The 19,156-nt window shown below is 60.8% G+C and carries 24 protein-coding genes, 1 tRNA gene and 1 pseudogene; 16 read left to right on the forward strand and 10 right to left on the reverse strand.

What is annotated here, in order from left to right; genetic code table 11:
- Position 1: 1 nt before the first annotated feature.
- From FHS49_RS07960 to thiS, 4 genes are all read right to left on the reverse strand, one after another.
- Entirely contained in the window at positions 2-403 is a 402-nt protein-coding gene (locus FHS49_RS07960) for a PIN domain-containing protein (protein WP_184017052.1), read from the reverse strand.
- Between the two features lies 1 nt (position 404).
- Complete coding sequence (locus FHS49_RS07965; protein ID WP_184017054.1) at positions 405-650, reverse strand: antitoxin; 246 nt, start codon at positions 648-650, stop codon at positions 405-407.
- Positions 651-768: 118 nt separating this feature from the next.
- Complete coding sequence (locus FHS49_RS07970; RefSeq protein WP_184017056.1) at positions 769-951, reverse strand: CsbD family protein; 183 nt, start codon at positions 949-951, stop codon at positions 769-771.
- A 123-nt stretch (positions 952-1,074) separates the two neighbouring features.
- A complete protein-coding gene (gene thiS / locus FHS49_RS07975) occupies positions 1,075-2,076 on the reverse strand; it encodes a sulfur carrier protein ThiS (protein ID WP_184017058.1) in 1,002 nt (333 codons plus the stop codon).
- A 77-nt stretch (positions 2,077-2,153) separates the two neighbouring features.
- Here thiS and aroQ point away from each other — a divergent pair, with 77 nt between their 5' ends.
- The 7 genes from aroQ to aat all read left to right on the forward strand — a co-directional run bounded on the left by aroQ (position 2,154) and on the right by aat (position 6,858).
- Positions 2,154-2,594 carry a type II 3-dehydroquinate dehydratase gene (aroQ, locus tag FHS49_RS07980; RefSeq protein ID WP_184017445.1) on the forward strand — a complete coding sequence of 147 codons (441 nt, stop codon included), beginning with the start codon at positions 2,154-2,156 and terminating at the stop codon, positions 2,592-2,594.
- A gap of 36 nt (positions 2,595-2,630) precedes the next feature.
- Complete coding sequence (accB, locus tag FHS49_RS07985) at positions 2,631-3,098, forward strand: acetyl-CoA carboxylase biotin carboxyl carrier protein (protein ID WP_184017060.1); 468 nt, start codon at positions 2,631-2,633, stop codon at positions 3,096-3,098.
- Between the two features lie 9 nt (positions 3,099-3,107).
- On the forward strand, positions 3,108-4,460 hold the full coding sequence (gene accC / locus FHS49_RS07990; protein WP_184017063.1) for an acetyl-CoA carboxylase biotin carboxylase subunit: 1,353 nt from the start codon (positions 3,108-3,110) through the stop codon (positions 4,458-4,460).
- Complete coding sequence (locus tag FHS49_RS07995; protein WP_221240419.1) at positions 4,433-4,819, forward strand: ACT domain-containing protein; 387 nt, start codon at positions 4,433-4,435, stop codon at positions 4,817-4,819. The genes accC and FHS49_RS07995 overlap by 28 nt, the downstream gene beginning before the upstream one ends.
- Positions 4,816-5,160, forward strand: a complete 345-nt coding sequence (gene arsC / locus FHS49_RS08000; RefSeq protein ID WP_184017064.1) for an arsenate reductase (glutaredoxin) — start codon at positions 4,816-4,818, stop codon at positions 5,158-5,160. The genes FHS49_RS07995 and arsC overlap by 4 nt, the downstream gene beginning before the upstream one ends.
- A gap of 194 nt (positions 5,161-5,354) precedes the next feature.
- Complete coding sequence (locus tag FHS49_RS08005; protein WP_184017066.1) at positions 5,355-6,089, forward strand: ParA family protein; 735 nt, start codon at positions 5,355-5,357, stop codon at positions 6,087-6,089.
- 52 nt (positions 6,090-6,141) lie between these two features.
- Complete coding sequence (aat, locus tag FHS49_RS08010; RefSeq protein WP_184017068.1) at positions 6,142-6,858, forward strand: leucyl/phenylalanyl-tRNA--protein transferase; 717 nt, start codon at positions 6,142-6,144, stop codon at positions 6,856-6,858.
- A 35-nt stretch (positions 6,859-6,893) separates the two neighbouring features.
- Here the strand turns inward: aat and FHS49_RS08015 are convergent.
- The 5 genes and pseudogenes from FHS49_RS08015 to FHS49_RS08035 all read right to left on the reverse strand — a co-directional run.
- A pseudogene (locus tag FHS49_RS08015) lies at positions 6,894-7,316 on the reverse strand (DUF2155 domain-containing protein); the annotation flags it as partial.
- A complete protein-coding gene (locus FHS49_RS08020) occupies positions 7,316-7,711 on the reverse strand; it encodes an NADH:ubiquinone oxidoreductase subunit NDUFA12 (protein ID WP_184017070.1) in 396 nt (131 codons plus the stop codon). The gene FHS49_RS08020 and the pseudogene FHS49_RS08015, both read right to left, overlap by 1 nt.
- A gap of 62 nt (positions 7,712-7,773) precedes the next feature.
- Positions 7,774-8,244: a DUF192 domain-containing protein gene (locus FHS49_RS08025; RefSeq protein WP_184017072.1), complete on the reverse strand. Its 471-nt coding sequence runs from the start codon at positions 8,242-8,244 to the stop codon at positions 7,774-7,776.
- 16 nt (positions 8,245-8,260) lie between these two features.
- Positions 8,261-8,860 carry a cold-shock protein gene (locus tag FHS49_RS08030; RefSeq protein ID WP_343052931.1) on the reverse strand — a complete coding sequence of 200 codons (600 nt, stop codon included), beginning with the start codon at positions 8,858-8,860 and terminating at the stop codon, positions 8,261-8,263.
- 114 nt (positions 8,861-8,974) lie between these two features.
- Positions 8,975-9,535 (reverse strand): regulatory protein RecX, encoded by a 561-nt coding sequence (locus FHS49_RS08035; protein ID WP_184017074.1) that lies wholly within the window; start codon positions 9,533-9,535, stop codon positions 8,975-8,977.
- A 153-nt stretch (positions 9,536-9,688) separates the two neighbouring features.
- Between FHS49_RS08035 and FHS49_RS08040 the strand changes: the two genes are divergently transcribed.
- From FHS49_RS08040 to rplA, 7 genes are all read left to right on the forward strand, one after another.
- A complete protein-coding gene (locus FHS49_RS08040; RefSeq protein ID WP_184017451.1) occupies positions 9,689-11,452 on the forward strand; it encodes a fatty acyl-AMP ligase in 1,764 nt (587 codons plus the stop codon).
- A 140-nt stretch (positions 11,453-11,592) separates the two neighbouring features.
- Positions 11,593-13,947: a putative bifunctional diguanylate cyclase/phosphodiesterase gene (locus tag FHS49_RS08045; RefSeq protein ID WP_343052933.1), complete on the forward strand. Its 2,355-nt coding sequence runs from the start codon at positions 11,593-11,595 to the stop codon at positions 13,945-13,947.
- 79 nt (positions 13,948-14,026) lie between these two features.
- Positions 14,027-14,102, forward strand: a tRNA-Trp gene (locus tag FHS49_RS08050).
- Between the two features lie 137 nt (positions 14,103-14,239).
- On the forward strand, positions 14,240-14,437 hold the full coding sequence (secE, locus tag FHS49_RS08055) for a preprotein translocase subunit SecE (protein ID WP_184017455.1): 198 nt from the start codon (positions 14,240-14,242) through the stop codon (positions 14,435-14,437).
- 22 nt (positions 14,438-14,459) lie between these two features.
- Positions 14,460-14,996: a transcription termination/antitermination protein NusG gene (gene nusG, locus FHS49_RS08060; RefSeq protein ID WP_184017076.1), complete on the forward strand. Its 537-nt coding sequence runs from the start codon at positions 14,460-14,462 to the stop codon at positions 14,994-14,996.
- Between the two features lie 165 nt (positions 14,997-15,161).
- Entirely contained in the window at positions 15,162-15,593 is a 432-nt protein-coding gene (gene rplK, locus FHS49_RS08065; protein WP_184017079.1) for a 50S ribosomal protein L11, read from the forward strand.
- Positions 15,594-15,597: 4 nt separating this feature from the next.
- Positions 15,598-16,296 carry a 50S ribosomal protein L1 gene (rplA, locus tag FHS49_RS08070; RefSeq protein ID WP_184017081.1) on the forward strand — a complete coding sequence of 233 codons (699 nt, stop codon included), beginning with the start codon at positions 15,598-15,600 and terminating at the stop codon, positions 16,294-16,296.
- A gap of 107 nt (positions 16,297-16,403) precedes the next feature.
- Here rplA and FHS49_RS08075 read toward each other — a convergent pair whose 3' ends face one another.
- Positions 16,404-17,741: a glycosyltransferase gene (locus FHS49_RS08075; RefSeq protein ID WP_184017083.1), complete on the reverse strand. Its 1,338-nt coding sequence runs from the start codon at positions 17,739-17,741 to the stop codon at positions 16,404-16,406.
- 434 nt (positions 17,742-18,175) lie between these two features.
- Between FHS49_RS08075 and rplJ the strand changes: the two genes are divergently transcribed.
- Both rplJ and rplL read left to right on the forward strand, forming a co-directional pair.
- A complete protein-coding gene (rplJ, locus tag FHS49_RS08080; protein ID WP_184017085.1) occupies positions 18,176-18,691 on the forward strand; it encodes a 50S ribosomal protein L10 in 516 nt (171 codons plus the stop codon).
- Positions 18,692-18,744: 53 nt separating this feature from the next.
- Positions 18,745-19,119, forward strand: coding sequence for a 50S ribosomal protein L7/L12 (rplL, locus tag FHS49_RS08085; RefSeq protein ID WP_184017087.1), 375 nt, complete (start codon positions 18,745-18,747; stop codon positions 19,117-19,119).
- Positions 19,120-19,156: the final 37 nt, after the last annotated feature.

Raw genomic sequence — 19,156 nt, forward strand, 5'->3', positions numbered from 1 at the left:
TTTAGCTTGCCGGGCTAGGCCAGATTTCCAGCTTGAGATCGGGGATATCCTGGAAGTCTGCGCCGTTGATGGTGATCAGCGTGGCATCCAGCACGAGAGCTTGAGCGGCGATCATCCGATCGAATATACGTGACCGGGCATAGCCGCTGGTTGAAACGATTTTACTATATGCCGTGGCCTCGGCACTACCAAAGGCGAGCGTACCGAAGGTGTTCGACATTTCGTCCAAAACCCTGCGACGATGGCTTGCGCTTGATGGATCGCGCAATATGCCGCCTTCCATTTCCACTACAGTCACGATGGACAGCAGGATCGCGCCTTCCAAGGCGGCGACACGATTGACGATATCGGGATCGGCATCACGCAAGTGGATGGCGACATTAGTATCGAGCAAATACGTCACATCAGAGCCCAGGCCGGTTTGGTGCCTCTACGGGATCGCGTTTTTGAACACCATCTTCTGGAGGCCCGATCTCCCGAAGTAACGCAATAAAATCAGCTAAACTTTTCTTGGGCTTGGGATCTATAATCAGACGATCACCTACGCGCGTGATCGTCACATCAATATCCGCGCCATATGCAATCTCTTTAGGAAGGCGAACCGCTTCGCTATTTCCGCTTCGAAAGACCTTGCTGTCGATTTGACCCATACGTCCGTATATACGCGTAGGCACCGCTGAACTCAAGGCAAAAGAAAAAGCCCCGCTCCATTTAACTGGAACGGGGCTTCCTGCGACCCGCAGAGCTCTGCTCTACAGAATTGTGAAACTAGATGTCGTCGCCCAACGCGCCTTTGACCTTGCCGGCAAACTGCTGGGCCTTGCCCTTGCCTTCCTGCGCGGCACCTTCTTCGACCAGGCGCTCATTGCCATTGTTCTTGCCAACGGCCTGCTTCACCTTGCCGGCGGCTTCGTTGGCATTGCCTTTGATCTTGTCGACGAGTTCACCCATGACGCAACTCCTTTGCTACCGGTGACCACGCAGCCATTTGCGCGACCATTCAAGACAGTAACAAAACAGTAAAGCCCCGGTTCCGGATTTTGCGGCCAACGGTTCAACGCGGGCAATAGGCCGTTAGATCAGCCCCGCCAGCGGGCTGGAGGGATCGGCGTACATCCGCTTGCCCATCCGCCCGGCGCGATAGGACAGCCGCCCCGCTTCCACCGCCGCCTTCATCGCGGCCGCCATCATCACCGGATCCTTGGCCTCGGCGATCGCGGTGTTCATCAGCACGCCATCGCAGCCAAGCTCCATCGCGACCGCTGCGTCGGACGCGCTGCCAACGCCGGCGTCGACCAGCACGGGCACCTTGGCCCCCTCCACGATCAAGCGCACCGTCACGCGATTCTGGATGCCGAGGCCCGATCCGATCGGCGCGCCCAGCGGCATGATCGCCACCGCGCCCGCATCCTCAAGCCGTTTGGCCGCGATGGGATCGTCCACGCAATAGACCATCGGCAGGAATCCTTCATTGGCCAATATCTCGGTCGCGCGCAGCGTTTCCACCATATCGGGATAAAGCGTCTTCGCCTCCCCCAGCACCTCCAGCTTCACCAGATCCCAGCCGCCCGCCTCGCGTGCCAGCCGCAGCGTGCGGATCGCATCGTCTCCGGTGAAGCAGCCCGCGGTGTTGGGCAGATAGGTGATCTTTTTGGGGTCGATATAGTCGGTGAGCATCGGCGCGCCGGGATCGGCGATGTTCACGCGGCGCACCGCCACAGTCACGATTTCTGCGCCCGAAGCCGCAACGGCGGCCGCATTCTGCTCGAAATCCTTATATTTTCCGGTGCCGACGATGAGCCTGGAATTGAATGTCCGCCCCGCGACCGTCCAGCTATCGGACGACACCGCGATATGATCGCCGCCGCCCACGAAATGCACGATTTCCAGTTCATCGCCATCTTCCACCGTAACGCCGGCCAGGGTCGAACGCGGCACCACGACCAGATTGCGCTCCACCGCGACCTTGGCCGGATCAAGCCCCAGTTCCGCCGCCAGGTCCGCGAGCGTCAGCCCGTCTTTGACCCGGCGATGCTCGCCATTCACCCGGATGGAGATCGTACCGTCTGCGCTCATTCAACCTGACCTTTGCGTGTTCGCGTTGCGCGCCATATAGGGAGCAGCCAAGCCATGTCGCAACCGAAAGACCCATGATGAGCGATGCCACCACCGTCTTCGTGCTCAACGGCCCCAATCTGAACCTGCTCGGATTACGGGAACCGGAGATTTACGGCCATGACACGCTTGACGATATCGCCGGGCGGATGGAGGATCAGGCGCAGGAAATCGGCCTGACGATCGATTTCCGGCAATCCAATCATGAAGGCCATCTGGTCGATTGGCTGCACGAGGCCAATGCCGCGGGTGCCAAGGCCGTGCTGCTGAATGCGGGCGCTTATACGCATACGTCCGTTGCGCTGCATGATGCGATCAAGGCCATCAATGTCCCCGTGATCGAGGTGCATCTGTCCAATCCGCACAAGCGGGAGGAATTCCGCCACAAGAGCTATGTCGGCATGGCCGCCAAGGGAACCATCGCCGGCTTTGGCGCGCTGTCATACAGCCTGGCGCTGGACGCGGCGGCGTCTCTCTGACAATAGCGCGCCAACAAGGGTAACAATGAGGGTCGCATGACCACCGAAACAAACAACACCGCCATGCAGGTCGATCCCGCGCTGGTTCGTCAGCTCGCCGAACTGCTGGACGAAACGAAACTGACAGAAATCGAAGTGCAGGACGGGGATCGCCGCATCCGTGTGGCGCGCACCGTCTCGGTGGCCGCCGCAGCGCCGCTGGGCTATGCGCCGCCGCCTGCCGCTGCTGGCACGGAAGCGCCTTCTGCCGCAGCGCCGACGCCTGCCGCCGTCAATGCCGTGAAATCCCCGATGGTCGGCACCGTCTACCTGGCGGCAGAGCCGGGCGCGACGCCGTTCATCACCGTGGGTGCCACCGTGAAGGCGGGCGATACGCTGGTGATCATCGAAGCGATGAAGGTGATGAACCCGATCATCGCCACCGCCGCCGGCAAAGTGACTGCCATCCTGATCGACAATGGCCAGCCGGTCGAATTCGATCAGCCGCTTGTCGTGGTCGAGTAAAAACCCGTCATGGCCATCAAGAAACTGCTCATCGCCAATCGCGGCGAGATCGCGCTGCGCATTCACCGCGCGGCGCATGAAATGGGCATCAAGACCGTGGCGGTGCACTCCACCGCCGATACCGAGGCGATGCACGTCCGTCTGGCGGACGAAGCGATCTGCATCGGACCGCCACCTGCCGGCGAGAGCTATCTGAACATCCCGAACATCATTTCGGCGGCGGAAATCAGCGGCGCTGACGCGATCCATCCAGGCTACGGCTTTCTCTCCGAAAATGCGCAGTTCGCCGAGATCGTCGAGCTTCACAACATCATCTTCGTCGGGCCGAAACCCGAGCATATCCGCACCATGGGCGACAAGGTGGAGGCCAAGCGCACCGCCGGCGCGCTGGGGCTGCCGCTGGTCCCCGGATCGGATGGCGCGGTGTCCGAGATCGGCGAGGCGCGCAGGATCGCCGACGAGATCGGCTATCCAGTGATCATCAAGGCCGCATCGGGCGGCGGTGGCCGCGGCATGAAAGTGGTCGAGGATGAAAGTCAGCTCGAAACGCTGATGATGCAGGCCGGGCGCGAGGCCAAGGCCGCCTTTGGCGACGCCACGGTCTATATCGAGAAATATCTGGGCAATCCGCGCCACATCGAATTTCAGGTGTTCGGCGATGGCAAGGGCAATGCCATCCATCTGGGCGAACGCGATTGCTCGCTCCAGCGTCGCCATCAGAAGGTGCTGGAGGAAGCTCCCTCCCCCGTGCTCGGCCAGGAGGACCGTGAACGCATGGGCGGCATCTGCGCCAAGGCGATGGCCGATATGGCCTATCGCGGTGCCGGCACGATCGAATTTCTGTGGGAAAATGGCGAATTCTATTTCATCGAGATGAACACCCGGCTTCAGGTGGAGCATCCCGTGACCGAGGCGATCACCGGGCTCGATCTGGTCCGCGAACAGATCCGCATCGCCGAGGGTCATCCGCTCACCTTGCGCCAGGAAGATGTGCAGTTTCGCGGTCATGCGATCGAATGCCGCATCAATGCCGAGGATCCGCGGACCTTCGCGCCATCGCCCGGCCTGGTAAAAAGCTATCATGCGCCCGGCGGAATGCACGTCCGCGTCGATAGCGGGCTCTACGCCGGTTACCGAGTGCCGCCTTATTATGATTCGATGATCGCCAAGCTGATCGTCTACGGCACCACGCGTGATGGCGCGCTCCGCCGTTTGCGTCGTGCGCTGAACGAGTTCGTGATCGAGGGCATGAAGACCACGATCCCGCTACACCAGGCGCTGCTCGACGATCCCGATTTCCAGAAGGGCGATTATACGATCAAATGGCTCGAGGAATGGCTGGCGCGGCAGGGCGACGCCTGAGCGGCGAGACCGATCTCGTCACGCTGATCGCAGCGATGAGGCCAGTGCTTCACGCTGCACGCTACCGTTTCGAAACCGGCCATGCCGCGCCGCCCGATGCCTTTGCCATCATCCATGAGGATGAGGCGACCACGATCATCGCGCCCGCACCGGATGGCAATTGGGCACGGATCAGCCTTTCGGTGCATTCCAGTCTCTCTGCCGTAGGATTGAGCGCGGCGATCGCAAAGGCACTGGCGGATCGCGGCATCAGCGCCAATATTGTGGCGGGCTATTATCACGACCATATCTTCGTGCAGTGGGACAAGCGGCACGAGGCGATGAGCGCCCTGCACATTCTGTCGGAGACGAAATCATGAAGGCCACCATCTGGCACAATCCGAAATGCGGCACATCGCGCAAGACGCTGGAAATTCTCCAGAACACGCCGGGCGTGGATGTCACCGTGATCGAATATCTCAAAACCCCGCCCAGCGCCGAACAACTCGCCGCGCTCTATCAGCGCGCCGGGATCACGCCGCATGAAGGCCTGCGGAGCAAGGAGTCGCTCGCGACCGATCTCGATCTTGCCCATGTCAGCGAAAAGGCCGTGCTGGAAGCGATGGTGACCGATCCGATCCTGATCGAACGCCCGCTGGTGGAAACCGACAAGGGCGTCCGCCTTTGTCGCCCGCAGGAGAAGGTGCGCGAAATCCTCTGAGGGCGATGGGGTTCAGGACCCCTTATTGTCATTCCCGCGAAAACGGGAATCCATCGATGTTCGGCATGGCGCGGGTGACTCTGAATCCCCGCTTTTGCCGGGATGACACGCGGAGGCGCGCTCAATAAGCCCCTGCAATCTGCGCATTTGCAACCCGTCCCCCACCCGCTAAGCCGGGCAGCGAAAGGAGCGACATGGCGACGATCGCGGTTTACAGCATGAAAGGCGGGGTCGGCAAAACCACGCTCGCGGTCAATCTCGCATGGTCTTCCGCCGTGCAGTCCGCGCGCCGCACCTTGCTGTGGGATCTCGATCCGCAGGGCGGCGCGAGCTTTCTGATCGGCGACGGCAGCGCCAATCGGGATACCGCCCAATCTGTATTCGCCAAAGACGTCGAGCCGGAAAAGCTGATTCGGCCTTCCACGGTTCCGGGGCTGGACCTGCTGGCGGCGGATATTTCACTGCGCGGACTCGATCATCTGCTGTTTTCGCTCGGCAAGAAGAAGCGCCTGGCCAAGCTGCTGGAATCGCTGAACAAGAATTATGATCGTGTCATTCTCGATTGCCCGCCCGGGCTGACCGAGATCAGCGAACAGGTGATGCGCGCCGCCGATCTTATCCTCTCGCCCGTCATTCCCTCTCCGCTGTCTGAGCGCGCGCTCGATGAAATCGTGGCGTTCCTCGATCGACAAAGCGGCCGGCGCGCGCCGATGCTGCCGATCTTCTCGATGGTCGATCGCCGGCGCGCGCTGCACCGCGAGGCGATCGAGCGCAAGCCGGAATGGCCGGTGATCCCGATGGCGAGCGCGATCGAGCAAATGGCGGTGCACCGCGCACCTGTCGGCAGCTTCGCGCTCACGTCGCCCGCTGGCCAGGCCTTCTCCGGCCTTTGGAAGGGCGTGGAGCGCAAACTGGCCAAGAAGCCGTAAAGCCCAAGCCAAGCCCATTGAAGCGCGCTGCACACCGCGCCATATTCAAGTCGTGCAGCCGCTCGACACCACGATGCTCCTTCGCGCCTATGCCTGCGGGGTTTTTCCGATGGCGGATGATCGCGCTGCGGAGAAAGTCTATTGGGTGGAGCCCAAGAAGCGCGGGATCCTGCCCCTCAACGGATTCCACCTCTCGCATTCACTCGCCAAGACGCTGAAATCGGACAAATTCGTGGTGACGGCGGATCAGGCGTTCGACCACGTCATCCAGATGTGCGCCGAAGCGACCGATCTGCGCCCGGGCACCTGGATCAACGACCAGATTGAGACGGCGTGCCGCGATCTCCATGCCCGCGGTCATGCCCATTCGATCGAAGTGTGGCTGGACGGTGCACTGGTCGGCGGGCTTTACGGGATCCGGCTGGCCGGTGCCTTCTTCGGTGAAAGCATGTTCAGCCGGGCGCGTGACGCATCAAAGGTCGCGCTGGCGCATCTCGTCGCGCGGCTGAAGGTCGGCGGATTTTCGTTGCTCGATTGCCAGTTCATCACCGATCACCTCGCCTCGCTGGGCGCGATCGAAATCGGCCGCGACGATTATGTGGCGTTGCTCGATTCGGCACTGGCGACAGGCTCCGCGACCGGTTTCGCCTCGCCTGATTTCTTTGCACTCGATCGGCTTTCGCCCGCCGATGCGCCCGAAGAGACGGTCTCGGTTTCAGCGCCCACATCGGGCCATTTCATCGTGCAGGCCTTGGGCCAGACATCGTAGATCTGATGCTCGACCACGTTGAGCGACGGCGATTCCTTGTAGAGCCAACCTGAAAAGACGCGCTGCCACTGATCCTGCGGATTGCGCACGTCGAGCTGGATAAAGGCACCGGTCAGCTTTTCAGGCTCCCAGGGCGCGGTCTGTTCGCACGCGCGCAGGCGGATGATCACATCGCCGACGCGCACGGCCTGACCCGGTTTGATCCGCACGTCGCGCGCCAGGCCATTGCGCTTGTTGAGCAGGCCGATCACCGCCTCGCGCTGCGCCATCGGCGTTACGCCGCGGATCAGCGCCGGCGCGGCTGGCTTTGGCGCGGCTTGCGGCGCACGAATCGGTGCATTGTCAGCAGCAGCGGCATTGCTGGCTGGGTCGGCTTCATTCTGGAGGGCACGGGCACCCTGCCACCCGGCAAGGCCGAGCGCCACAGCGCCCAATCCACCGAGAAGCCAGCGATTCATCAGCCGCCCGGGGTCCAGGCCTCATAATCGCCCGTCGCCTGCGCGCGCTTGCCGCCGCGCTCCAGCGCGCCAGCGGGGCGATAGGCCTGATCCGAGCCAGTTGGATTGCGATTGCCCTCACGCTCCCACATCCGCGGTGGCGGCAGCGACTCATCAGGCACCGCGTCCAGCGTATTATGCAGCCAGCCATGCCAATCGGGCGGCACCCGGCTCGCGTCGTTCACGCCCTTGTAGATCACCCAGCGGCGGCGGAAGCCGTTCTGCGCCTTCTTGGCCTGATAATAGACATTGCCCAGACCGTCCTCGCCGACGCGCTCGCCGCCCATCATCGTGCCCAAAGCCGTGCCGAAGGTCGCGCCTTCCCACCAGGTGAAAATATTCTTGAATACGCCCATGCCCGCCCCGTTACCGCATCAAGGCGCGGCTGAAAACCGGTTTTGCGAAAATGAAGCCGGGATTATTCCGCCGCATCCTTCCACACCACCCGGTCACCCGCAGCGATGCCGAGCGCGGCGGATTTTCCGCCCGCGATTTCGAGCACGGCGGTCACGGGTTCCAGCGACGGCACCGGTTCCAGCGATTGCGGCACGGTTTCTTCGGCGATCCGGGCAATCCTGCCATCGGCGCGGATGAAGATGATATCGAGCGGTATCACCGTATTCTTCATCCAGAAGGTGCGCGGCTCGGGGGTTTCGGATGGGAACAGCATACCGCCGTCTTCGGGCAGTTCGGTGCGATACATCAGGCCCTGCGCCTGCGCTTCGGTGGTGCGCGCCACTTCGACACGGAATGTCCGTTCGCCCTGTGCGGTCAGAATCGTGACCGACAGCAGCGTCTTGTCGTCCACCGCCAGTGCGGCATCGCCCGACGCCTTGCCGGAGCAGCCCGTGATCGTCGCGCAAGCCAGCAGCGCGGCAGCGATCGTCATCCGCCATGTCATGAAGTCAGGCTGCCTCTTCCACCATCACCGCGAGCAAGCCCTTTTTGCCCGCCACGCAGCGCACTTTCAGCCTGTCCTCAGGCTCGATCGCCAGATGTCCGGCGCGGCGCAGCGTTTCCATATGGATGAAGATATCCTCGCCCGTGCCATCGCGCACCAGAAAGCCATAGCCTTTCACGCGATTGAACCATTTCACCGTCACGGATTCGAACGGCCCCGCATCGTCCATCAATGCTGCGGGATCGACATGGCCCTGGCGCGAACGCTCCATCCGCTCGACATCGGGCGCGATGGCAGTCGATAGATCGAAACTGATGATTTCGCGCGCCTGCAGCCCGCGCGCGCGCCGCACGGCGACGCATTCAAGCCGCGTGCCTTCGGGCAGACTGCGCCGCCCATGATCCCGTAAAACCGAGAAATGAATGAGAATATCGCCGGCTTCATCATCAGCAATCATGAAACCGAAACCGCGCGTGGCATCGAACCATTTGATCGCGCCGCTGAAATGTTCGCCGGGTTCCAGATCGGGCAGTGCGCCGCCCATGGCCGAAACGGCTCCTATCTGATCCAGTTGATCCTGGTCTAATTGACCGGTCTCATGCACGCGAGCCGCCCCCACCTCTGCTGCAACTATTACAATTCGTAACATGATTCGGATTAAATCCGAAACGGATTAACCCCGATTATGAACATCTGGTCAACGGGACTGGTTATTGTGTCACTCCGGCACATCGAGTGTTTCGCCCGGCAGGGCGGAGATGATGCGTCTGGCGTGATCGAACGGATGCCCTGCGCGGATCATGGCCGCCAATTGCTTTTCGCGTCGTGCGGGATCGATCGCGATCTCGCCCCAAGGGCCGATCCGTTTGCGCCGCGCATAGGCCAGGGCGGACTCCCAGCCGCGTTCCTGCGCGGCAGCGCGAACGGGCGCGGCGTCTTCCTCCGTAATTCCGGCCACGGTGAGCGCCTGGGACACCCGCCGCACGCCATAGCCCCGGCGACCGAGCGATTCAGCGCGCATCTCGGCAAAGGCGCGATCGTCGATATAGCCAAGCGCGGAAAATCGCTCCGCCAGAGCGATGATATCCGGCCCCGCACCATCGCCCGCCCAGCCGCGTTCGCGGAGCTTGCGCCTGAGATAGTCGCTCAATTTCCCACGCGTGGTGGCGTATTTTCCCACATAATGCAGCGCAAGCCGATTGAGCGCTTCGGCATCGAGCGGCTTGGGCTGGCGCGGTTCTCGCGGCCCGGATCTGGATTTATTGAAGCTCACCGCCATGATTATGCCACAGTCGAGCCGGAATTTGAACGCGCCGCATAGGTTAAGGGTTAAGACTGGATGAATTTGTGCCGGTTGCGTAATGGGCATGTGTCATTGCCAAAACCGGCTGGACGGGAGGATTGCGAGATGACTGGCGTAATCGAAACCGCAATGCCCGCTGTGAAGGCCGCTTCGATGGATAACCCCAATTTGATCTTGACCCCAACCCCGACCGACGATGCCCTGCCCCGCCGCTATTCCGATTTCGAAACGCTGGGCGAGGCGCTCGATTATGCGGCCGCGGGCAAGCGCGGGCTGAATTTCCATGATCCACGCGGCAATCTGGCGCGGCCCTATCCTTTTGCCGATTTGCGTCACGACGCGATTCAGGCCGCACGCCGGCTGATCGCGCATGGCGTCAAGCCGCAAGACCGCATCGCGCTGGTCGCGGAGACGGGCGCTGAATTTGCCGCTTTGTTCTTCGGCGCGGTCTATGCCGGTGCCTGGCCGGTGCCCTTGCCTTTGCCCACATCATTCGGCGGCCGCGATTCCTATATCGATCAGCTCAGCGTGCAATTGCGCAGCTCGGACGCCAAGATGCTGTTTTACCCGCATGAACTGGCCGCGATGGCCGGGGACGCCGCGGCCGCCTGTGGCGTCGAAGGGCTTGATTGGGAAGGGTTCGCCCAGCGCCCCGCGCCCGAGGCATCGCTGCCCGCAGCCTCTGCCGACGATATCGCCTATCTGCAATATTCCAGCGGATCGACCCGCTTTCCGCATGGTGTGATCATCACGCATCGCGCCTTGCTCAACAATCTGGCCGCGCATTCGCACGGGATGGAATTGGGCGATACGGATCGCTGCATTTCCTGGCTGCCCTGGTATCACGACATGGGACTGGTCGGCTGCCTGCTCTCCCCCGTCGCCAATCAGGTATCCACCGATTATCTCAAGACCGAGGATTTTGCGCGCCGTCCGCTGGCGTGGCTCGATCTGATCAGCCGCAATCCCGGCACGTCGATGAGCTATTCGCCCACGTTCGGCTACGATATCTGCGCGCGCCGCATGTCCAGCCAGACCAAGGCAGTGGATCGCTTCGATCTGTCACGCTGGCGCGTGGCCGGCAATGGGGCCGACATGATCCGCCCCGATGTGATGCAGAGCTTCGTCGATGCGTTCGCCGATGCCGGATTCAAGGCGTCGGCCTTCGTGCCCAGCTATGGCCTGGCCGAAGCGACGCTGGCCGTCTCCATCATGCCGCCCGGCGAAGGCATTCGGGTCGAACTGGTGGAGGAAACCGAGCTTTCGGGCGCCGCCGGCAATGCCGATCGCCCGCAGCGCTATCGCGCGATCGTCAATTGCGGCAAGCCCTGCCGCGACATGGCGGTGCAGATCCGTGAGGAAGATGGCACGCCACTGCCCGAAAAGGCGATTGGCAAGGTCTGGTGCAAGGGTCCGTCGGTGATGGTCGGCTATTTCCGCGACCCCGAATCGACCGATGCCTGCCTGGCCGATGGCTGGCTGGATACCGGCGATATGGGCTACATGTCCGATGGTTACGTCTATATCGTGGGCCGCGCGAAAGACATGATCATCATCAATGGCAAGAATCACTGGCCACAGGATATCGAATGGGCGGTGGAACAGCTTCCCGGCTTTAAGGCGGGCGATATCGCCGCTTTCGCGATCACCACGCCGGGCGGCGAGGAAACCCCCGCCGTATTGGTGCATTGCCGCACCACCGACGATGCGGAGCGCCTGCGGCTGCGCAATGAAATCCGTGAAAAGGTGCGCTCGATCACCGGCATGAATTGCGTCGTCGAACTCGTGCCGCCGCGCACCCTGCCGCGCACCAGTTCCGGCAAACTCAGCCGCGCCAAGGCACGCAACCTGTATCTGTCGGGTGAAATCCAGCCGTTCGACATTGCCGCCTGAGGCGTGGCGGCAGTGCCCGAAAGATACTTAGTATCGCGCGCTGTGCGTTTAACGGCAAAGTCCCGCATTTTTAACAATTTTCCATAGTTTTTTTTCAAGAGTTAAACTGATCGCTAACCACTTCGGGCTATCCGCAGAGTGTGGAAAGTACATCGGGGAATCAAGACGCGACAACGAGGATCGGCTGGCGGGCGCTTTTGGGCCTGACCAACCCGCCGGGACTCGATTGGGGAGCGATTCGCGCCGCGCAGCTAGCGTGCGTGCAGGACCGCGCGCTCGTCCGGCTCTTCACCAATCTCTGCGGCCTGACGTTTCTCGTCATCGCGCTCCGCGCGCACATCGCGTCGCCGGTGCTTTATGGCTGGGCGGGTGCCACCGTGCTGCTCAACATCCATATCGCCGCCGCGCGTTGGCGCGTGCGCGAATGGAAGAGCAATTCCGCCACGCGGGCCGAACTTCATCGCGAAACGCTGAATTCGGTGCTCGTCGGCGGCATGTGGGCCATCCCCACGCTCTTCCTGGCCCCCGGCACGCCACCCGCCACCGTTTTCGCGATTTGGACGATCCTCGCTGCGCTGATGACCGGTTCGGCCTTCATGCTGACAGCCCTCCCGCTCGCCACGATGATCTTTCTGGGCATTTCCGGCCTGGCCATGATCCTCATGACGCATTTTGCGGGACTGGCGCTGATCGCCGGCACCTCGTTCATCTTTTGCGCGCTGTTGCTGACGACCTCGCTCATCAGCGGGCGGCGCTTCGTGGAGACGCTCGTATCCGAACTGGCGCTGGCGGAGAAGAAAGAGGTCGTCAGCCTGTTGCTGCGCGAATTCGAGGATAGCGGCGCTGACTGGCTCTGGCAGACCGATGCCGCCCGCTGCCTTACCCATGTATCGCCGCGCTTTGCCACCGCGCTTGAACTCACGCTGGCCGATCTCGATGGCAAGCCATTGCTCCAGGTGCTGGCCGGGGACACCTGGCAGGCAGGCAATTTCGCATCCGGCCTGCGCGATCTGGCGGAAAAATTGAAGCGGCGAGAGAGCTTCTCGAACCTCATCCTGCCGGTGAAAATCAATGGCGTCACCCGCTGGTGGGAATTGTCGGCCTCGCCGCGCACCGACGAACGCGGCACCTTCCTTGGTTTCCGCGGCGTGGGATCGGATGTGACCGAGCAGCGGGATTCTGCTGACAAGATCAATCGCCTGGCGCGCTATGACACGCTGACCGGCCTGCCCAATCGCATGTTGATTAACGAGACCTTGGTCCGCGCGATGGACGAGGCCGATCGCTGGAACCGGCATTGCGCGTTCATGATGATCGATCTCGATCGCTTCAAGGCGGTGAACGACACGCTGGGCCATCCGACTGGAGACAAATTGCTCACCGTGGTGGCTGGCCGCCTGCGCGCGCTGATGACCGAAAACGAATTGTGCGGCCGCATCGGCGGCGACGAATTCGCCGTGGTGATCCGGGATGGCGGCGATCTGGCCCGTCTGGAAGCGCTGGCGGGCGAGATCATCGCCGAACTGTCCCGCCCCTATGAGGTGGATCAGCATACCCTGTATATCGGTGCCAGCGTCGGCACCGCGATCGGCCCCAAGGATGGCCGCACCGCCGAAATGCTGATCCGCAGCGCCGATCTGGCGCTTTACCGCTCCAAGGATGCGGGCGGCGGCGCGCATCATTGCTATGAGCCACAGCTCCATGCCGATGCCGAAGAGCGCCGCACGCTGGAAATCTGGCTGCGCACCGCGCTGGAAAAGGGCGAGTTGCATCTGGCCTATCAGCCGGTGGTGATGGCGAATGACACCCGCGTGGTGGGCTTCGAAGCGCTGCTGCGCTGGACCCACCCGGAAAAGGGCGTGATCCCGCCCTATAAATTCATTCCCGTGGCCGAGGAGGCCCGCCTGATCACCCCGATCGGCGAATGGGTGCTCCGCACCGCCTGCATGGAGGCCGCCAATTGGCCCGCCGACGTGCGCATCGCGGTGAACGTATCGCCCGAACAGTTGAACGATCCCAATTTCGTGACGTCGGTCGTCTCCGCCCTGGCGCATTCCGGGCTGTCGCCGAGCCGGCTCGAGCTGGAAGTGACCGAAAGCGTGTTTCTGCGCGAAGGCACGCGTGCCATCGCCGTGCTCGACCAGATCCTGGGCCTCGGCATCAAGCTGGCGCTTGACGATTTCGGCACGGGCTATTCATCGCTCGGCTATCTGCGCAAGACCCAATTCTCCACGATCAAGGTAGACCGCAGCTTCGTTCAGGGTGCCGCCAAGAAGAGCGCGGAGAGCCTGGCGATCATCCGCGCCGTGGTCGCGATGGCAGACAGTCTGGGAATGACCACCACGGCCGAAGGCGCGGAAACCGAGGACGAGTTCCAGTTGATCCGCGAATTGGGCTGCACCAAGGTCCAGGGCTATCTCTTCGGTCGGCCGATGCCCGCCGAGGACGCCCGCGAGCTTATCGCCACCGCCAGCCGCCGCCGCTCGGCCGCGTGAACTCTTTTCGCAATCATCATGCGAGTCCAGCCTTGCGTCCTGCGCACACGCTCGCTATGTCCGCGCTCTTCCCGATCCTAGGGGTGTAGCTCAGTTGGTAGAGCATCGGTCTCCAAAACCGAGGGCCGTGGGTTCGAGTCCCTCCGCCCCTGCCACGCTTGCTTTTCAAGGCACGCGCGGTATAGGAACCGGGAATATGAGAGCGGGGTCAAGGTCGCACGGTTGAAGAACCGGACAGCGGCCACTGGCCTCGTTGTCGCTGTTTGTTTGAATGAAGAAGGGCGTGAAACGCGTGGCAAAGGTCAACCCGAGCGAGTTCATCCGGCAGGTCCGGGCCGAAACCGCGAAAGTGGTGTGGCCCACCAGCCGCGAAACGATCATGACCGTGGTGATGGTGGTCATCATGACCACGATCCTCGCCTTGTTCTTCTTCGGGATCGATTCCGCATTCAGTGCGATCGTAAAGGGTCTGCTCGGCCTCGTAAGCTGAGCACCGGTATTTAGGGAAACGCATGTCGCGCTGGTACATCATCCACGCCTATTCGGGCTTCGAGAACAAGGTCCGTGACGCGATCATGAGCGAGGCCAATCGCATGGGCCTCGAACAGCTCATCGATTCGGTCGAAGTGCCCACCGAGACGGTGACCGAAGTGCGCCGCGGCAAAAAGATCCAGTCGGAAAAGAAGTTCTTTCCCGGCTATGTCCTCGCCAAGCTCGAAATGAACGACGACGTTTATCACTTGGTGAAGAACACGCCGAAGGTGACCGGTTTCCTGGGTTCGATGGGCAAGCCCCAGCCGATCACCGAAGCCGAAGCCGCGCGCATCCTCAACACCAAGGAGGAGGCCGCAGCCGCGCCCAAGACGCAGATCCGGATCGATTACGAGATCGGTGATCAGGTCAAGGTGCTCGACGGGCCTTTCGCCAGCTTCACCGGCGTCGTCGAAGAACTGGATTTCGAAAAGAACCGGGTCAAGGTTTCGGTGTCGATCTTTGGTCGCGCCACCCCCGTCGAGCTCGATTTCGAGCAGGTCGAACGGGCGAAATAAAGAGATTTGGATCAGGGTGACGGCCCTGATCCAGACCGTGTCCCGGCGCAAGCCGGGGCACGGGAATATCGCGGGAGACGGTCTTTTGGGATCGTCGCTTGAACCGCTAAACTTGAACCGGCCGGGCCGCTTCGGCGATCCGGCCAGCAACAGAGTGAGTGAACAATGGCTAAGAAGATTACGGGCTATATCAAGCTCCAGGTGCCCGCGGGCGCCGCAAACCCCTCCCCGCCAATCGGCCCTGCTTTGGGCCAGCGCGGCGTCAACATCATGGAATTCTGCAAGGCGTTCAACGCTGCGACGGGCGATCTGGAAAAGGCCATGCCGATTCCCACGGTCATCACCGTCTATGCGGATCGCAGCTTCTCCTTCGTCACGAAGACGCCCCCGGCGAGCTTCCTGATCAAGAAGGCTGCCGGCCTCAAATCGGGCTCGAAAGAACCCGGCAAGATTTCCGCAGGCACGATCGCGCGCTCCAAGCTCGCCGAGATTGCCGAGATGAAGATGAAGGATCTGAACGCGAACGATCTCGAAGCCGCGACGAAGATCATCGAAGGCTCCGCACGCGCGATGGGCCTCGAAGTGGTGGAGGGCTGATATCATGGCATTCGTAAGCAAGAAGGCGAAGAAGCTCGCCGAGACCATCAACAGCGAAAAGCTGCATGGCGTTGACGAGGCGATTGCGCTGGCCAAGGCCAATGCAACCTCGAAGTTCGACGAGACCATCGAAGTCGCGCTGAACCTGGGCGTCGATCCCCGCCACGCAGACCAGATGGTTCGTGGCGTGGTGACCCTGCCCAAGGGCACCGGCAAGACCGTGCGCGTCGGCGTGTTCGCCAAGGGCGACAAGGCTGACGAAGCTCGCGCCGCTGGTGCGGACGTGGTTGGTGCCGAAGATCTCCTCGAGATCGTTCAGGGCGGCAAGATCGAATTCGATCGCTGCATCGCCACGCCCGATATGATGGGCCTCGTCGGCCGTCTCGGCAAGGTTCTCGGTCCCAAGGGCCTGATGCCAAACCCGAAGCTCGGCACGGTCACGATGAACGTCGCCGAAGCCGTGAAGGCCGCCAAGGGTGGCCAGGTTGAATATCGCGTCGAAAAGGCCGGTATTATCCATTCGGGCATCGGCAAGGCATCGTTCCCCGCCGCAGACCTTCGTGCGAATTTCGATGCGCTGGTTGACGCCGTGGTGAAGGCCAAGCCGTCGGGCGCCAAGGGCAAATATCTCCAGAAGATCGCCGTCAGCTCCACCATGGGGCCAGGCCTCAAGGTCGACACGTCGGAAGTCTCCGCCGCCTGATCGGGCGACAGAACAAACGAAAAGGGCCGGAGGAAACTCCGGCCCTTTTTTGTTGGGGACGTTGCCCGACGCTCGTGAAAGTCGATCAGCTTACAGCGCGCGTTGCGTTACAGAGATTGCAGGGATTTGATGAGATCGGATCGATGCTTGAAGACGCTCTCGTCGATCAACCTATATCCATCGAGCGCCGCCATATGCGTCATCCGTTTCAGCTTGGCCTGGTTCCGATACAAATCTTCAATGGCATCAGCCAGCATGACGGGGTCCATGGGCGTCATCAAACCACCACCGCGATTTTTGATAAGATCACGAGAATAGGCGCTTCCAAATCCTACGATGGGTGTCCCCGAAAGCAGTGCCTCTATCAAGCATCGTGGCGATTCCGCGCTTTTGTGGCAAAACATGAATATGTCCGCCGACTGTATCTGCCTCAGCAGAATTTGCCTGCCCGCGAGGTGCCCCTTGAATTTCACTTTCTTTTCAAGACCCGCTGCCAACACAATCGACCGCGCAACTTCTAGTTCCGGGCCCTCACCAAACCAGTTTGCATCTATTTGAATACCGCGACTCAACAGGATTTTCAGCGTTTCAATCCATTCAAAAACGCCTTTTTCCTGATGCACCCGGCCGCAATATGCGATCTTCAGGATCGGTTTGTTGATCTGGCGCATCTTTCTGCCAAGCGTTTCCCACCTTATGCGGGAATCCGGCCCCAGATGGACATTGTGCACCAAGTGGGGAGATGGGCTGAATTGCGAATAAGCTTGATAGGTGTCCATGCCGTGAAACAGACCCATGGCACTGCGACTGATGACGGCGCGCTCAAGCCGCTTGAGCAACTCGGCAATCACATGCCTGTACAGAAACCTCAGCCCATTTGAATTTCTCGCCTCTTGCAATTTTATTTGGGACTCTACCCGATCCGTCCAGATAGCAGCTTTTCGTTCTTTGCGATTTGCAAGCAAACCAGCCACCGCCGCCCAATCCCCCCATAACCCACCGATGGCGAAGCAAAGATGCTGGTGCTCTGCGATGAGAGATGACAATTGCTTGATCGCTAACGGAAGTCGCTTAACGAACTGCGCCAGACCCCATGATGCCGGAAGTGGCGCAAGTTTGAGATTTTCAAATCCCAGCATCTCTTTAACGGGCAATGTATTATTCGGCGCTTCTGAAACGCAGACCATTGGATTGCAAAGCGTGACAAAGTCAAAATTTTCCAGCCATAATCTCAATCCATTGCACGCTTGAGATTCTATAAAAAAACGCCCCTCTACATTGTATATCGGCAGAGGCAGAACAAGGAAAAGAGAACCAGATTTCCTGTTTTCTCCGTCTCTGCCCCTCTCACGATTTTCGACGTCGTTATATCCCGATGGTGGCAAATCGAGGGGTGAAATTGCAAGATCATTAAATAGCGAAGCTTTCGAATCGGTTTTGAGCATTAATAATCTTTTAATGTTTTATTCTCATGTTCAACTTAAATATTGAAATCGTTGCTATAATGGACGTTAGGCGCGGCAGGATCGAACCTCGAATTCGCGATCGTGCCATCACATCCCCTGCCCGCACCCAAACCTTGACCCCGCCCCACTTTCTGCTAAGCACCTCGCTCTGATCACCGGGTTCGCCCGATGATCGCCGTCCGAGACAGTTGGTGAGGGGGATTTGCCCCTCTTAATTTCCAGCCTAGACGGGGAAAAGTTTTAATGCCCTTGCGGCTGCGCGAATGCGCGTCGTTTCGGCTCTGCTCCTGGAGCAGGTGACCCTTCCCCTCGGATGAATGCCCCGCGGTTTCCGTGTGCGCTTTGGCGTGCGCTGATGACGCGGGTTTGCCGGTTTCGCACGGTGCGGAGCCGGGAATTGAGTGGAGAATGGCATGGATCGTGCTCAAAAAACTGAGCTGGTCGCCGAACTGAATGCTACCTTCGCCGAGACCAGCGTGGTCGTGATCACGCGCAATCTCGGGCTGACCGTCGCCCAGTCGACGGATCTGCGCACGAAGATGCGGGAAGCAGGCGCTAGCTTCAAAGTAGCCAAGAACAAGCTTGCCAAGCTCGCAATCGAAGGCACGCAATACGCTCCCATCGGCGACATGCTGACGGGGCCGACGGCGCTTTCGACCTCCATCGATCCGGTGGCACCTGCAAAGGTGATCGTTGAATTCGCGAAGACCAACGACAAGTTGGAAATCGTGGGTGGCGCGATGGGCGATACGCTTCTCGATGCGGACGGCGTGAAGGCACTTGCCTCGCTGCCGTCGCTTGATGAACTGCGCGCCAAGATCGTGGGGCTCATCGTGGCACCTGCGACCAAGATCGCAACCATCACGCAGGCACCGGCAGCACAGCTTGCCCGGGTTCTTGCCGCACATGCGGAAAAAGAAGCCGCTTGAACCGACCTTAACACCTGAACTGATGGGGCTTTGGCCCCGCATGGAGACTTAAAATGGCTGACCTTAACAAAATCGTCGACGACCTTTCGGCTCTGACCGTTCTCGAAGCGGCTGAGCTTTCGAAGCTGCTTGAAGAAAAGTGGGGCGTTTCGGCTGCTGCCGCTGTTGCTGCGCCTGCTGCTGGCGGCGGCGCTGCAGCTCCGGCTGCTGAAGAGCAGACCGAATTCGACGTCGTGCTCACCGGCGACGGTGGCAAGAAGATCAACGTCATCAAGGAAGTCCGCGCCATCACCGGTCTGGGCCTGACTGAAGCCAAGGCGCTCGTTGAAGCCGCGCCTAAGGCCGTCAAGGAAGGCGTTTCCAAGGACGAGGCCGAGAAGGTCAAGAAGCAGCTTGAAGAAGCCGGCGCGACCGTCGAACTCAAGTAATCGTCTTCTCCGAAATTTCGGACAAGAAAAGGAAGGG

The sequence above is a fragment of the Sphingobium boeckii genome, from assembly GCF_014199215.1.
Taxonomy (GTDB): domain Bacteria; phylum Pseudomonadota; class Alphaproteobacteria; order Sphingomonadales; family Sphingomonadaceae; genus Sphingobium_A; species Sphingobium_A boeckii.

Excerpts from the sequence above, each read along its gene's own strand:
- rplK (WP_184017079.1), top strand. The coding sequence starts at position 15,162 with ATGGCTAAGAAGATTACGGGCTATATCAAGCTCCAGGTGCCCGCGGGC.
- FHS49_RS08020 (WP_184017070.1), bottom strand. The coding sequence starts at position 7,711 with ATGGGCGTATTCAAGAATATTTTCACCTGGTGGGAAGGCGCGACCTTC.
- accB (WP_184017060.1), top strand. The coding sequence starts at position 2,631 with ATGACCACCGAAACAAACAACACCGCCATGCAGGTCGATCCCGCGCTG.
- rplL (WP_184017087.1), top strand. The coding sequence starts at position 18,745 with ATGGCTGACCTTAACAAAATCGTCGACGACCTTTCGGCTCTGACCGTT.
- FHS49_RS08025 (WP_184017072.1), bottom strand. The coding sequence starts at position 8,244 with ATGACGATCGCTGCCGCGCTGCTGGCTTGCGCGACGATCACGGGCTGC.
- FHS49_RS07965 (WP_184017054.1), bottom strand. The coding sequence starts at position 650 with ATGGGTCAAATCGACAGCAAGGTCTTTCGAAGCGGAAATAGCGAAGCG.
- FHS49_RS08005 (WP_184017066.1), top strand. The coding sequence starts at position 5,355 with ATGGCGACGATCGCGGTTTACAGCATGAAAGGCGGGGTCGGCAAAACC.
- rplA (WP_184017081.1), top strand. The coding sequence starts at position 15,598 with ATGGCATTCGTAAGCAAGAAGGCGAAGAAGCTCGCCGAGACCATCAAC.
- rplJ (WP_184017085.1), top strand. The coding sequence starts at position 18,176 with ATGGATCGTGCTCAAAAAACTGAGCTGGTCGCCGAACTGAATGCTACC.
- arsC (WP_184017064.1), top strand. The coding sequence starts at position 4,816 with ATGAAGGCCACCATCTGGCACAATCCGAAATGCGGCACATCGCGCAAG.
- thiS (WP_184017058.1), bottom strand. The coding sequence starts at position 2,076 with ATGAGCGCAGACGGTACGATCTCCATCCGGGTGAATGGCGAGCATCGC.
- FHS49_RS07970 (WP_184017056.1), bottom strand. The coding sequence starts at position 951 with ATGGGTGAACTCGTCGACAAGATCAAAGGCAATGCCAACGAAGCCGCC.
- aroQ (WP_184017445.1), top strand. The coding sequence starts at position 2,154 with ATGAGCGATGCCACCACCGTCTTCGTGCTCAACGGCCCCAATCTGAAC.
- accC (WP_184017063.1), top strand. The coding sequence starts at position 3,108 with ATGGCCATCAAGAAACTGCTCATCGCCAATCGCGGCGAGATCGCGCTG.
- FHS49_RS08040 (WP_184017451.1), top strand. The coding sequence starts at position 9,689 with ATGCCCGCTGTGAAGGCCGCTTCGATGGATAACCCCAATTTGATCTTG.
- FHS49_RS08075 (WP_184017083.1), bottom strand. The coding sequence starts at position 17,741 with ATGCTCAAAACCGATTCGAAAGCTTCGCTATTTAATGATCTTGCAATT.
- FHS49_RS08035 (WP_184017074.1), bottom strand. The coding sequence starts at position 9,535 with ATGGCGGTGAGCTTCAATAAATCCAGATCCGGGCCGCGAGAACCGCGC.
- FHS49_RS07995 (WP_221240419.1), top strand. The coding sequence starts at position 4,433 with ATGGCTGGCGCGGCAGGGCGACGCCTGAGCGGCGAGACCGATCTCGTC.
- nusG (WP_184017076.1), top strand. The coding sequence starts at position 14,460 with ATGTCGCGCTGGTACATCATCCACGCCTATTCGGGCTTCGAGAACAAG.